Below are 13,320 nucleotides of genomic sequence, written 5' to 3' on the forward strand. Positions count from 1 at the left end.
GTCACCTGACGTCCGGCACCGGCTGGTACGGCTGCCCGGCCGCCTGTTCGTCGAGGTGTCCGTCCTGGATGCGGATCACCCGGTCGGCCAGGGCCATCATCACCGGGTCGTGCGTCGACACCAGCACGGTGACGCCTTCGGATTCCACGATGCCGCGCAGCAGGGCCATCACCGACAGGCCCGTCTCGGCGTCCAGTTGCCCGGTGGGCTCGTCGGCGAGCAGGAGCCGGGGCGACGCGGCCAGCGCGCGGGCGATCGCCACCCGCTGCTGCTGGCCGCCGGACAGCTCGGCCGGACGCTGCCCGGCGTGGTCGGTCAGGCCGACCAACTCCAGCAGCAACTCGACCCGTCGCTCGCGGTCGGCCGGGGCGGCGCGGGCCAGCCGCAGCGGGGCGGCGACGTTCTCCGCCGCCGACAACACCGGGATCAACCCGAAGCTCTGGAAGACGTACGACAGCGTCTCGCGCCGCAGCCGGGACAGGCCGTCCTCGTCGAGCGCGGTGACGTCGGTGTCGTTGACGTGCACGGTGCCGGCGTCCGGGCGGTCCAGCCCGCCGATGACGTTGAGCAGGGTGGTCTTGCCCGACCCGGACCGGCCGACGAGGGCCACCATGGAACCGGCGGCCACGTCGAACGACACCCCGCGCAGGGCGTGTACGACGGTCGGCCCGGTGCGGAAGCGCCGGTGTACGTCGCGCACGCGCAGCAGCGGCTCGCTCCTCATTCGCCGGTTTCCGAGTCAGGGCGGATCGTGATGTGGTCGGGTTCCAGGGCGAGCCGGACCCGTCGGGTCAGCGCCAGCGCGTGGCGGAACTCGCGGGGCACCTGGACCCGCCCGGCCCGGTCCATGACGGCGTACTCCTCGGCGATCGTGTGCGTGTCGCCCGCCGCGTCGGTGGTGGTGCGGCGCAGCACCTCGCTGCTGGTGCGCCCGTCCCGGATCGCGACGGTCCGTTCGACCTGACCGCTGACCTCCGGGTCGTGGGTCACCACGACGACGGTGACGCCGTACCGCCGGTTGACGTCCCGCAGCACACCGAAGACCTCCGCGGACGTGGCGGCGTCCAACTCGCCGGTGGGCTCGTCGGCGAGCAGGACCCGCGGCTGGTTGGCCAGCGCCACCGCGATCGCGACCCGCATCTGCTGCCCCCCGGAGAGCTGCCCGGGGCGCCGGTCGGCGCAGTCGGCGACACCGAGGCTGTCCAGCAGTTCGGCCGCGCGTTCCCGGCGCTCCCCCTTCGCGGTGCGGGCCGCCGCCATCGGCAGGTCCACCATCTCCCGCGCGGTCAGGTAGGGGATCAGGTTGCTCGCCGTCTGCTGGCGGATGAACCCGACGGTGTTCCGCCGGTAGTCCACCCGGTCCGCGCGGGACATCGCCAGCAGGTTCCACCTGTCGACCCGGACCCGCCCGGCGGTGGGGGCGTCGATGCCGGCCAGGATCGACAGCAACGTCGACTTGCCCGACCCGGAGGCGCCGACGACGGCGACCAGCTCACCGCTCTCCACGACCAGGTCCAGCCCTTGCAGCGCCTGCACCTCGATGGAACCAGTCTGGTAGATCCGCACCAGGCTCTCGCAGACGATGAGCGCGTCCCGGCCGAACTCGGGTGCCCGCGCGGATGGCTGCGGCAGGGACAGCGGTGTGCTGGACATTCCCAGCAGTTTCGCAACCGGCGGCGTCGTTGACCATGGCCCTGGGTGGCTTTTCCTGCATCCTGGACGGCGGTCAGCGGTTCTGCCACGAGCAGATCCGCTACCGGTGAACGGGGTGTCCTCCTCCGGCCGTCGCGGGCAGGGTGGAGCCCATGAGACTGCTGGTGCTGGGCGGAACGGGTTTCGTGGGCGGCGCGACGGTCACCGAGGGCGTACGCCGCGGCTGGTCGGTGACGGTGTTCAACCGGGGGCTGCACGGCGCGGTGCCTCCCGGCGTACACCGGTTGCGGGGTGACCGCACCGCGCCGGACGGCCTGGCGGCGCTGGCCGGCGGTGGCTGGGACCTGGTGGTGGACACCTGGGACGGTGCGCCACGGGCGGCCCGCGACGCCGCCCGCGCCCTCGCCGGGTCGGTGCGCCACTACGTGTACGTGTCCAGCGGTTCGGTCTACCGCGACCCGTCGGCGCACGGGCTCGACGAGGACTCCCCGGTGGTGGACGCCGACGCGGACTCCGTCGACGGCGACTACCCGCAGCTCAAGGCCGGTGCCGAACGTGCCGTACGGGAGGTGTTCGGCGACCGGGCGCTGATCGCCCGAGCCGGTCTGATCCTGGGTCCGGGGGAGGACGTCGGCCGGCTTCCCTGGTGGCTGCGGCGCGTCGAGCGCGGCGGTGACGTGCTCGCGCCCGGGCCGGCGGACCTGTCGGTGCAGTACGTCGACGTCCGCGATCTGGCGGCGTGGATGCTGGACGCGGGTGCCCGGCGGGCGGGCGGCACGTTCAACGCGGTCGGCCGTCCGGCGCAGACCACGATGGGTGAACTCCTCGACGCGTGCGTGGCCGCCACCGGTGCGGACGCCCGGCTGCGCTGGACCGATCCGGCTCGGATCGTCGCCGCCGGTGTGCAGCCGTGGAACGACCTGCCGATCTGGATGCCGACCGACCACCCGTACCGGGGGTTGCTGGAGCGGGACGTGACCCGTGCCCTAGCGGCGGGGTTGACCTGCCGGCCGGTCGCCGAGACCGTCGCCGACACCTGGCGGTGGCTACGCGCCGTCGGTGCGGTTCCGCCGCGCGCCGGGCGACCGCATCGCAGCTCGATCGGCCTGGACCCGGCCCGGGAGGCCGCACTGCTCGCCGCCTGACCGCGGCATTCGCCCGCTCAGGTCGGCACCGCGGGCAGGTCGAGCACCTCGTCGACCTCGCGGCGGGGGGTGGGTCGGCCCGGCTGGCCGTACCCGATCCGCAGCACCATCTGCGGCGTGCCGAACCGTCCCAGCGACAGCCGCAACCGCTCCCGTGCGGTCGGCACCTCGATCGGTTGGGAGAGCATCGACACACCGAGCCCGGCGTCGGTGGCGACCAGCAGCAACCGTTGCAGGGCCTGGCCGGCGATCACCTGGTCGACGGCCGTGTTGCCGAACGAGCCGAGCACTCCGACGAGGGGTTCCGGCTCGAAGTCGCGCCCCGGGGCACGATCGCGCCCGCCGAATCCGCGCGTCGGCAGGACGTCCTGCGGCTCACACTGCGGACCTCCGGCCGAGGCGGGTACGCCGTCCGGCGCCGGCTCCCGGCGCAGCCACTGCTCGCTCTCCGCCCGGTACGCCGGGTCCCGCTCCAGCACCCGGTGCGCGCTGCGGGCGATCTCCCCGAACGCGGCGACCGCGCTCACCCCGATCAGCAACTCCAACCAGCACTGCTCGGCACGAGCCGCCTCGCCGAGGCGCCACCGGACGTCGGCCGGCACCCGGTCCGGCCAGAACGGCAGTCGGTTGCTGAACCGGCGGGGGATGGCCGCGTACAGGCTCTGCTCGGCGGGGGAGGGGCGACGCGGGACGTCCGGCAGCAGCCGGGCCAGCAGGTCCGGCTCGGCCGGGTCGGGTCGCAGGCGGACCCGCGCCGGAACGCCGGCCACGGCCAGCGCCAGCCGGAGGTTGAACAGCGCCGCGCCGCAGGCGATCCGGACACCCCAGCCGCTGGGGTCGGTCGCCGGCAGCCGGCGCGTCGGGTCGGCGAGAACCTCGATGCCGCCGTCGCGCAGCCGCAGCCGCCACGGCTGGGTGTTGTGCAACGACGGTGCCCGGACCGCGTCGACGGCGGCGGCCCGCAGTTGGGCCTCGGTGTAGCCGATGTCCATGGTGGTGCTCCTCTCCCGACCGGCGGCTGACGGTGCCGCCGCGGCCGGCGTACCTCCACGCTGCACCGCCGGGTCGGCCACCGGGCAGGGCCGGACGTCCCGACCGGGTGGGCCCGAGCGCCCCGCGACGCCGCCCGGCCCGATCGGGACTTTCGGCCCGTGCGGCGCGACGGGGTACGGAGGTAGAAACGAAGGATGATCCGCGTCTTCCTCCTCGACGACCACGAGGTCGTCCGCCGTGGCCTGGCCGACCTGCTGCAGAGCGGCGGTGACATCGAGGTGGTCGGCGAGTCCGGCTCCGCGCAGGAGGCCGCGCGCCTCATCCCGGCGCTCCGGCCCGACGTGGCGATCCTCGACGCGCGACTTCCCGACGGCAACGGCATCGACGTGTGCCGTGACGTCCGCGCCGTCGACTCGTCCATCAGAGGTTTGATCCTCACCTCGTACGAGGACGACGAGGCGCTGTTCGCGGCGATCATGGCAGGTGCCGCCGGCTACGTGCTCAAGCAGATCCGGGGCACCGACCTGGTCGACGCGGTGCGTCGGGTGGCGGCCGGGCAGTCGCTGCTGGACCCGGCGATCACCACCCGGGTGTTGGAGCGCATCCGCAACGGGGTCGAGCAGCCGCGCGAGCTGAAGTCGCTCACCGAGCAGGAGCGGCGGATCCTGGAGTACGTGGCGGAAGGACTCACCAACCGGGAGATCGCGGCCAAGATGTTCCTGGCGGAGAAGACGGTGAAGAACTACGTCTCCAGCGTGCTGGCGAAACTGGGCCTGGAGCGACGCACCCAGGCCGCCGTCCTGGCCACCCGCCTGCTCGGCAGGACCCCCTGACCCGGTTCGCGTCGCTCAGTCGCGTAGCGGGACGGTCCAGCACAGCTCGGTGCCGTGTGGCCCGACCGGGCGGATCGTGAAGTCGCCGCCGAGGCGGTCGGCGCGTTCGCGCAGGTTGACCAGCCCACCTCGGGCGGCACTCGGGTCACAACCCACCCCGTCGTCGGTGACCGTCACGCTCACCTGTCCGGCGTCGACGCGTACGGCGACGGTCACCCGGGTGGCCTGCGCGTGGCGAACCGTGTTGGACAGCGCCTCGCGCAGCACCGCGGTGAGGTCCGGGCGGACGGCGTCCGGGACGGCGCTGTCCACCGGGCCGGTCACCTCCAGGTGCGGGGTGAAGCCCAACGACTCGGCGGCCACGTCGACCGCGTCCCGGATCTCGGTGCGCAGCGCGGCGGTCATCGGCGTCCGCAGCTCGAAGATGGTCCGGCGGATGTCCCGGATCGTGGCGTCCAGATCGTCGACCGCCGCGTTGATCCGCTTGGCGACCTCCGGGCGGCCCATCATCGGCGCGGCGCTCTGCAGTTGCAGGCCGGTGGCGAAGAGCCGTTGGATCACCACGTCGTGCAGGTCGCGGGCGATCCGTTCGCGATCCTCCAGGACGACCAACAGCTCGCGTTCCTCCTGACCGCGCGCCCGTTCCATGGCCAGCGCCGCCTGACCGGCGAAGCTGCCCAGCAGGGCCACGTCGTCCTCGCTGCTGACGGCGCCGCGATCGGTGGGGTGTGCCACGACCAGCACACCGTGCAGCGTTTCGGCGGTGGCCAGGGGTGAGATCACCGCCGGTCCGGTACGCAGCAGGGCCGGCCACGGCGCGGCGTGCGCGAGGTCGTCCACCTGATCGTGGCGCCCCTCGGCGACCGCCGCGCCGAAGGTGGTGTCGGCCACCGGCAGGACCGTGCCGACCAGTGCCCGGGCCTGCTCGTCGGCGCCGTCGACCACCTCGACGGTGAACTGCTCGACGTCGGCGTCGTACAGCAGCACCAGCGCCAGCTCGGCCTCGGCGACCTCCCGGGCCCGGCGGGCGACGAGTGCCAGCGCGTCGGTACGGCGTACTTCACCGAGCAGCACCGACGTGATCTCGGCGGTGGCGGCGAGCCATCGTTCCCGCCGGTGTGCCAGGGCGTAGAGGCGGGCGTTCTCGATGGCCACTCCGGCGGCGGCGGCGAGCGCGACGACGAGCTCCTCGTCGTCGTCGGTGAACTGCGCGCCGCCCTGCTTCTCGGCCAGGTAGAGGTTGCCGAACACCTGGTCGCGGATGCGCACCGGCACGCCCAGGAAGCTGTGCATCGGCGGATGGTCGGCGGGGAAGCCGTAGGAGCGGGGGTGCTGGGTGATGTCCGGCATCCGCAGCGGTCGGGGCTCGTCGATGAGCAGACCGAGCACCCCCCGCCCGTGTGGCAGGTCGCCGATCTTCGCGTGCTGCTCCGGGGTGATGCCGTGCACGATGAAGTCGTGCAACAGCCGGTCCGGGCCGAGGATGCCCAGCGCGCCGTACCGGGCTCCGACCAGGTCGCAGGCGGACCCGACGATGCGTTGCAGGGTGGTGCGCAGGTCGAGGTTGCTGCCGATGCCGACCACCGCGTCGAGCAGGGCCCGCAGCCGCTCCCGGCTGGTGACGACCTCGCCGACCCGGTCCAGCATCTCCTGCAGCAGCTCGTCGAGGTGGACCCGGGACAGCGGGCTCAAGCCGAGCGACGGGGTCGCCGAGGGGTCCTGACGAGGCGGCGGCACGCTGCTGGTCACCGGGCGATGGTAGCGCCGGTGCCCTCGTGGCCGGGTCCGGTCAGCGGACGGCGGACGTGTCGACCACCTGCGCGGTGGTCAGGCGTGGCGTGTGCGGTGGTCCCGCGTGTGCCGGGTCCGCGATGCCCAACCGGATCACCAGGTACGGGAAGCCGATCCCGGAGAGCAGTTGCCGCAGGGTCTGCCGGGTGCCCGGCACCTCCACCACGGCGCTGAGCGGCACCACCGACACGCCGAGCCGGGTGGCGGTGAGCCATCCGGCGGAGAGCGACTCACCCGCGCGCAGCCACCCGTCCGGTACGTCCTCGTCGCCGTGCAGCATCGCGTACACCGCCGCCTGGTCGTGGCCGGGACCGATGGGCAGGCTGCCGGGGCGGCCGAAGTCCCGGCCCGGCACTGTGGTCTGCGGCGGCTGCTCGGGCAGCACCTCCGCGGTCAGCCCGGTGCCGGCCCCGGCCCGGTTGGTCCAGTACGCCAGTTCGGCGCGTAACTCCGGATCCTCCGCCTCGACCGCGTGGGCCTGCCCGGCGGCGGCGGCCAACTCCAGCACCTGGTCGCGGTCGAGGATCTGCAACCGGCCGCCCTCGTCGGTCACCGCGCGGGTGATCTGCTCCAGCGCGGTGGTCGGGACGGGCTCGTCGCTGACCGGCCGCCGGTCGGTGTGGCGCACCTGCATGCACTGCACGAGGCGCATGGCGTCCGGGTCGGCCGGGACGCGGTCGGGGTCGGTCAGCCGGGCCACCAGCTCACTGTCGCGCGGGTCGGGCCGCCGTTCCACCACCGCGCGCCATCCCTGCGCGGCCAGCGCCACCCGGGCGTGGTGCAGGGCGGCGCCGCAGCTGATCGCGAGCAGCCGGCCCTCCGGATCGGAGGCGGCGAGTTGCCGGTCGGCGACGGAGCGGAGTTCCAGCGCGTCGGGCAGCACCCGCCAGCGCCACGGCTGGGTGTTGTGCACCGAGGGGGCGTGGCCGGCGGTGGCGGCGGCCTCCGCCAGCGCGGTGGCCGGCTGGCTCTCCTGACTCATGGTCACGACCTTTCCGTCTCTGCTCATCGTGCCTCACGATGCGGCGCCGCGCGGTGGGTTGCCGTTCCATCCTGGCGCGTCGGGCCTGCCGACACAGGGGCCGTAGGTCCCGCCGTACCGGGTCGTCCCGCCCACTCGGGCCGGCCCACGTCGGCGACCGCCCGGCCGCGCCCCACCCGGCCCAGCCGGCCGGGCCACCAGGGCGGGTGGATCGGGCGGTGTGGGGTCGGTGCGACACTGTGGGCTGCGACGATGCGCAGGTGGCAGCGGAGGCTACCGAGTGCGTCCACCAGCAGCCGGCGCGCAGCCGCGTCCGGCGGTGGTGGGCGTGGACGCCGCTCGTCGGGCTCGGCGTCGGGGTGTTCGTCGGTGCCGCGCTGCGGCTCGCCGGGCAGCGGGACGCGGCCGAGGTGATCTGGGCGGCCGTCACGGTGGCCGCGCTGCTTCCCGCCGCGTGGTCGATGCTGCGCTCGTTGTGGCACCGGCGCTTCGGCGTCGACGTGATCGCCGTGCTGGCCCTGGCCGGCGCGCTCGTGGTGGGGGAGTACCTGGCCGGGGCGGTGATCGCGGTGATGCTGGCGACCGGACGGTCGCTGGAGGCGTACGCGCAGCGCCGCGCCACCCGGGACCTGCGGGCCCTGCTGGCCCGGGCTCCGCGGACCGCCCGCCGACGAGGGCCGGAAGGTGCGCTCGAGGTGGTGCCGCTGGATCGGGTGGAGGCGGCGGACCGACTGCTCGTGGGGCCCGGCGACGTGGTGCCGGTCGACGGGACCATCGACGAGGCGGCCACCCTGGACGAGTCGGTGGTGACCGGCGAGTCGCGGCTGGTCCAGCGGGCGGTCGGGGAGGCGGTGGCCAGCGGCGTGGTGAACGCGGGGGCCGCGTTCGCGATGCGGGCGACGCGTAACGCGGCGCAGAGCACGTACGCGGGGATCGTCCGGCTGGCCGAGGAGGCGACCGCGCACAAGGCCCCGATGGTCCGGTTGGCCGACCGGTACGCCGCCGCGTTCGTGCCCTTCACACTGGTCCTGGCCGGGCTGGCGTGGCTGCTCTCCGGTGACGTGGTCCGGGCGGTCGCGGTGCTGGTGGTGGCCACCCCCTGCCCGCTGCTGCTGGCCACCCCGATCGCCATCGTCTCCGGGCTGTCCCGGGTGGCCCGGCGTGGTGTGCTGGTGCGCGACGGCGGTTCGCTGGAACTGCTCGGCCGGGCCCGTACCCTGCTGGTGGACAAGACCGGCACGCTCACCGCCGGCCACCCGCGGGCCGCCGAGACGGTCGTCGCCCCCGGCGGTGACCGGGACGAGGTGCTGCGCCTGGCGGCATCGGTGGAACAGCTCTCCCCGCACGTGCTGGCCGCCGCGCTGGTCCGGCAGGCCCGGGAGCGCGGGCTGGCGCTGACCGCGCCGACCGACGTGACCGAGGAACCGGGCCGAGGGGTCAGCGGCCGGGTCGACGGCCGGTTGGTCCGTGTCGGTCAGTTCACGGGTGAGCTGCCGGAGTGGGCGAACCGGGCGCGGGCCCGCACCGAGCTGGCCGGCTGGTCGGCGGTGTGGGTCAGTGACGACGGCGGGGTGCTCGGCGCGATCCTGCTGGAGGACCCGGTACGCCCCGACGCCCGCCGGACCGTGCGCCGGCTGCGCGCGGCGGGGCTGCGGCGGATCGTGCTGGTCACCGGGGACCGTCCGGCGACCGCCGCGCAGGTCGCCACGACCGTCGGCGTGGACGACGTGCTGGCCCGCTGCACACCGCGGGAGAAGGTGGCCCGGGTTCGGCAGGAGGCCGACCGGGCGGTCACCGTGATGGTCGGCGACGGGGTGAACGACGCACCGGCGCTGGCCGAGGCGCACGTGGGTGTGGCGATGGGTGCCACCGGGGCGACCGCCTCGGCGGACGTGGCGGACGCGGTGCTCACCGTGGACCGGTTGGACCGGCTCGCCGACGCCGTGGAGATCGCCCGGTACGCCCGCCGGATCGCCGTGCAGAGCGCCGTCGTCGGGATGGGACTGGCCGTGCTGGCGATGCTCGCCGCGGCGGCCGGGCGGCTCCCCCCGGTGGTCGGCGCGTTCCTCCAGGAGGGCATCGACGTGCTGGTCATCCTCAACGCGTTGCGGGCCCTGCGGGGTGGACTGCGTCGCCGCGAGGTCGCACCGCGTACCCGGGAACTGCTCGCCCGTGCCGCCGAGGAACACCGGGCGGTACGTGTGGTGCTGGCCGGGCTGCGCGACACCGCCGACCTGGTCGCCACCGACCCGGCCTCGCCGAGGTGCCTGCCGGCGGTACGCGAGACGCACCGCCGGCTGACCGAGCAGGTGCTGCCGCACGAGGCGGCCGAGGAGCGGCAGCTCTATCCCGCGCTGGCCGAGCCGTTGGGCAGCGGCGAGGCGACCTCCACGATGAGCCGCGCGCACGTGGAGATCCGCCGCCAGGTCGACCTGCTCGGCGTCCATCTGCGGCAGACCGACGATGGTCGGCTGCGCCCGGACCAGGTCCCTGACCTGCTTGCGAGCCTCTACGGGCTGGACGCCGTGCTGCGCCTGCACCTGGCGCAGGAAGAGGAGGAGTTCTTCACCCTCGACCCGGGCGAGCCGGCGCCCGAGCGGCGCTGACCCCGGGGCCGCGCTCGACGCGGGCGACCCCGGGTGTACGTCAGCGTTCCCGGACCACCGCGACCGGGCAGTGCGAGTGCTGGATCAGTTGCTGGCTCACCGAGCCGAGCAGCATCCCGGCCAACCCGCCCCGGCCCCGGCTGCCGACCACCACCAGCCGCGCGTCGCGGCTCGCCTCGATCAGCGTCGCCGCCGGGCTGCCCGCGACGAGGTCGACGGTGATGTCCAGCGTGGGGAACGTCCGTCGCCACGGCTCCAACGCCGCCTCGACCGACGCCCGCTCGTCGGGCACGCCGGCCGCCCCGCCGGGGCCCGGTGTCCAGGCGTGCAGGACGCGCAGGGGCACCTGCCGTCGGGCGGCACGTTCGGCGGCGAAGCCGAGCGCCACCAGTGACGGGTCCGAGCCGTCCACGCCGACCGCCACCGGGCCGTCCGGCCCGCCGGTCGTCCCGTCGCGGACCACCACGACCGGGCAGTGCGCGTGCGCGGCCACCGACACCGCCGTCGACCCGGCCAGCAGACCACCGAACCCGCCGTGCCCCCGGCTGCCGAGCACCAACAGGCCCGCCTCCGCCGAGCGTTCCTGCAACACCAGGGCCGGCGGCCCGTCGTAGACCTCGCCGGTGACCGTCAGACCGGGGTTCGCGGCGGAGGCGTCCGCCGCCGCGCCGCGGACCAGGTCGTCGACCTGCCGGCGGGCGGTGTCGTCCGGCCACACCCCGGGTGCCACGCCCGGTCCGACCCAGCCGGCGACCGTCAGCCACTCGAAGACGTACGCCAACCGCACCGGTTGGCCGCTGTGCCGAGCCTCCTCCAGCGCCCAGTCGAGGGCCACCGACGCGTCGGTGGAGCCGTCGTAGCCGACCAGGATCTCCGCGTCGCGCACGTCGTCCTCCTTCAGGGGTTGGTGGGGTCGGTTTCGCGGACCCAACGCCACTCGGCGACCTGGGGGTCGTCCTCGCCGTACCGGCGGGTGTAGTCGCGGGCCGCCTGCCGGGCGTCGACCATCTGCTGGCGCAGGTGGGCGGCGCGGGCGGCCAGGCCGGGCACCCGGTCGATGACGTCGATGACCAGGTGGAAGCGGTCCAGGTCGTTGAGCATCACCATGTCGAACGGGGTGGTGGTGGTGCCTTCCTCCTTGTAGCCGCGCACGTGCAGGTTCTCGTGGTTGGTGCGGCGGTAGGTGAGCCGGTGGATCAGCCACGGATAGCCGTGGTACGCGAAGATGACCGGCCGGTCCGCGGTGAAGATGGTGTCGAACTCCTTGTCGGTCAGGCCGTGCGGGTGCTCGGTGTCCGGCTGGAGCCGCATCAGGTCGACCACGTTGACCAGTCGCACCTTCAACTCCGGGAGGTGCCGGCGCAGCAGCTCGACGGCGGCCAACGTCTCCAGGGTGGGCACGTCCCCGCAGCAGGCGAGCACCACGTCCGGCTCGCTGCCGCCGTCGTTGCTGGCCCACTCCCAGATGCCGAGGCCGCGTCGGGTGTGCTGGATCGCCTCGGTCATCGTCAACCAGTTCGGGGCGGCCTGCTTACCGGCCACCACCACGTTGATGTAGTGCCGGCTGCGGAGGCAGTGGTCCATCGTGGCGAGCAGGGTGTTGGCGTCCGGCGGCAGGTAGACGCGTACCACTTCGGCCTTCTTGTTGACCACGTGGTCGATGAAACCCGGGTCCTGGTGGGAGAAGCCGTTGTGGTCCTGCCGCCACACGTGGCTGGACAGCAGGTAGTTCAGCGAGGCGAGCGGCTGCCGCCAGGGGATGGCCCGGGTCACCTTCAGCCACTTGGCGTGCTGGTTGAGCATCGAGTCGACGATGTGGATGAACGCCTCGTAGCTGGTGAACACGCCGTGCCGGCCGGTGAGCAGGTAGCCCTCCAACCAGCCCTGGCACAGGTGCTCGGAGAGCACCTCCATGACCCGGCCGTCGGGGGAGAGGTGGTCGTCGCCGGGCACCGTGGCGGCCATCCACGCGCGGTCGGTCACCTCGAACGCGGCACCCAGCCGGTTGGACGCGACCTCGTCCGGGCCGAACAGCCGGAACGTCTGCGGGTTGGCGCCGATGACGTCCCGGATCCACGGCCCGAGCGCACCTGTCGCGCCGGCCATCGGTCGACCCGGCTCGGGGACCTCCACGGCGTAGTCGCGGAAGTCCGGCAGGGTCAGGTCGCGCAGCACCACGCCGCCGTTGGTGACCGGATTGGCGCTCATCCGCCGATCCCCGCGCGGCGGCAGGGTCCGCAGCTCGTCGACCGGCGCGCCGGTCGCGTCGAACAACTCCTCCGGCCGGTAGCTGCGCAGCCACCGCTCCAACTCGGCCAGGTGGGCGGGGTTGTCACGGACCCCCGCCAGCGGCACCTGGTGGGCGTGGAAGGTGCCTTCGACCTGGGCGCCGTCGACCTCGCGGGGGCCGGTCCAGCCCTTCGGCGTCCGCAGGACGATCATCGGCCAGCGGGGACGTTCGACGACGCCCTGGGAGCGGGCCCGCCGCTGGATCTCGGCGATCTCGTCCAGGGCGCGGTCCATCGTCGCGGCGAGGGCGCGGTGCACCTGGGCGGGGTCGTCACCGGCCACCACGTACGGCTGGTAGCCCGACCCGCGCAGGAGGTCGAGCAGGTCGGCCTCGGGGATCCGGGACAGCACGGTCGGGTTGGCGATCTTGTAACCGTTGAGGTGCAGGATGGGCAGCACCGCGCCGTCGCGCGCCGGGTTGAGGAAGACGTTGGACAGCCAACTGCCGGCCAGCGGGCCGGTCTCCGCCTCCCCGTCGCCGATCACGCAGGCCACCACCAGGTCCGGGTGGTCGAACGCGGCGCCGTAGGCGTGGCTCAGCGCGTACCCCAGTTCGCCGCCCTCGTGGATCGAACCCGGCACGTCCGCCGCGACGTGGCTGGGGATGCCGCCCGGGAAGGAGAACTGGCGGAACAGCCGGGACATCCCGGCCTCGTCGCGTGCCACGTCGTGGTAGCGCTCCGACCAGGTGCCCTCCAACCAGGTGTTGGCCACGATCGCCGGGCCGCCGTGGCCGGGGCCGGTGACCAGCATGGCGTTGAGGTCGCGGGCCACGATCACCCGGTTGAGGTGGGCGTAGATCAGGTTGAGCCCGGGGCTGGTGCCCCAGTGCCCGAGCAGCCGGGGCTTGATGTCGTCGGCGGTCAGCGGGTCGCGCAGCAGCGGGTTGTCGAGCAGGTAGATCTGCCCGACGGTGAGGTAGTTCGCGGCTCGCCAGTAGGCGTCCAGCCGGTGAAGTTCCTCGTCGGTCAGAACGCTGTGGGTGTCGAGAGCGGTGTCCATGGTGCTGCCTCTCGCGGGTAGGGGGC

At 73.9% G+C, this 13,320-nt stretch carries 10 protein-coding genes; 3 read left to right on the top strand and 7 right to left on the bottom strand.

Annotated elements, in window-relative coordinates:
• Position 1: 1 nt before the first annotated feature.
• Both O7616_RS13365 and O7616_RS13370 read right to left on the bottom strand, forming a co-directional pair.
• Positions 2-724, bottom strand: coding sequence for an ABC transporter ATP-binding protein (locus O7616_RS13365; RefSeq protein ID WP_282307074.1), 723 nt, complete (start codon positions 722-724; stop codon positions 2-4).
• Entirely contained in the window at positions 721-1,653 is a 933-nt protein-coding gene (locus O7616_RS13370) for an ABC transporter ATP-binding protein (protein ID WP_282307075.1), read from the bottom strand. The genes O7616_RS13365 and O7616_RS13370 overlap by 4 nt, the downstream gene beginning before the upstream one ends.
• Before the next feature lie 152 nt (positions 1,654-1,805).
• Between O7616_RS13370 and O7616_RS13375 the strand changes: the two genes are divergently transcribed.
• A complete protein-coding gene (locus O7616_RS13375; RefSeq protein WP_282307076.1) occupies positions 1,806-2,798 on the top strand; it encodes an NAD-dependent epimerase/dehydratase family protein in 993 nt (330 codons plus the stop codon).
• A gap of 17 nt (positions 2,799-2,815) precedes the next feature.
• On the opposite strand, the gene O7616_RS13380 is transcribed toward O7616_RS13375, so the two are convergent.
• Positions 2,816-3,790, bottom strand: coding sequence for a nitroreductase (locus O7616_RS13380; protein ID WP_282307077.1), 975 nt, complete (start codon positions 3,788-3,790; stop codon positions 2,816-2,818).
• Positions 3,791-3,985: 195 nt separating this feature from the next.
• Between O7616_RS13380 and O7616_RS13385 the strand changes: the two genes are divergently transcribed.
• A complete protein-coding gene (locus tag O7616_RS13385; RefSeq protein ID WP_282307078.1) occupies positions 3,986-4,624 on the top strand; it encodes a response regulator transcription factor in 639 nt (212 codons plus the stop codon).
• Between the two features lie 15 nt (positions 4,625-4,639).
• Here O7616_RS13385 and O7616_RS13390 read toward each other — a convergent pair whose 3' ends face one another.
• Positions 4,640-6,316, bottom strand: coding sequence for a GAF domain-containing sensor histidine kinase (locus tag O7616_RS13390; RefSeq protein ID WP_282307623.1), 1,677 nt, complete (start codon positions 6,314-6,316; stop codon positions 4,640-4,642).
• Between the two features lie 97 nt (positions 6,317-6,413).
• Positions 6,414-7,424: a nitroreductase gene (locus O7616_RS13395; protein WP_282307079.1), complete on the bottom strand. Its 1,011-nt coding sequence runs from the start codon at positions 7,422-7,424 to the stop codon at positions 6,414-6,416.
• Positions 7,425-7,657: 233 nt separating this feature from the next.
• On the opposite strand from O7616_RS13395, the gene O7616_RS13400 reads away from it, so the two are divergent.
• The gene (locus O7616_RS13400) at positions 7,658-10,003 is read left to right on the top strand and encodes a heavy metal translocating P-type ATPase (RefSeq protein ID WP_348773865.1); all 2,346 of its coding nucleotides are present in this window, start codon (positions 7,658-7,660) and stop codon (positions 10,001-10,003) included.
• A gap of 40 nt (positions 10,004-10,043) precedes the next feature.
• On the opposite strand, the gene O7616_RS13410 is transcribed toward O7616_RS13400, so the two are convergent.
• Positions 10,044-10,889 (bottom strand): universal stress protein, encoded by an 846-nt coding sequence (locus tag O7616_RS13410; RefSeq protein ID WP_282307080.1) that lies wholly within the window; start codon positions 10,887-10,889, stop codon positions 10,044-10,046.
• Between the two features lie 11 nt (positions 10,890-10,900).
• Positions 10,901-13,294 carry a phosphoketolase family protein gene (locus tag O7616_RS13415; RefSeq protein ID WP_282307081.1) on the bottom strand — a complete coding sequence of 798 codons (2,394 nt, stop codon included), beginning with the start codon at positions 13,292-13,294 and terminating at the stop codon, positions 10,901-10,903.
• Between the last annotated feature and the right edge of the window lie 26 nt (positions 13,295-13,320).

This window comes from Micromonospora sp. WMMD964, assembly GCF_029581455.1.
Taxonomy (GTDB): Bacteria; Actinomycetota; Actinomycetes; order Mycobacteriales; family Micromonosporaceae; genus Micromonospora.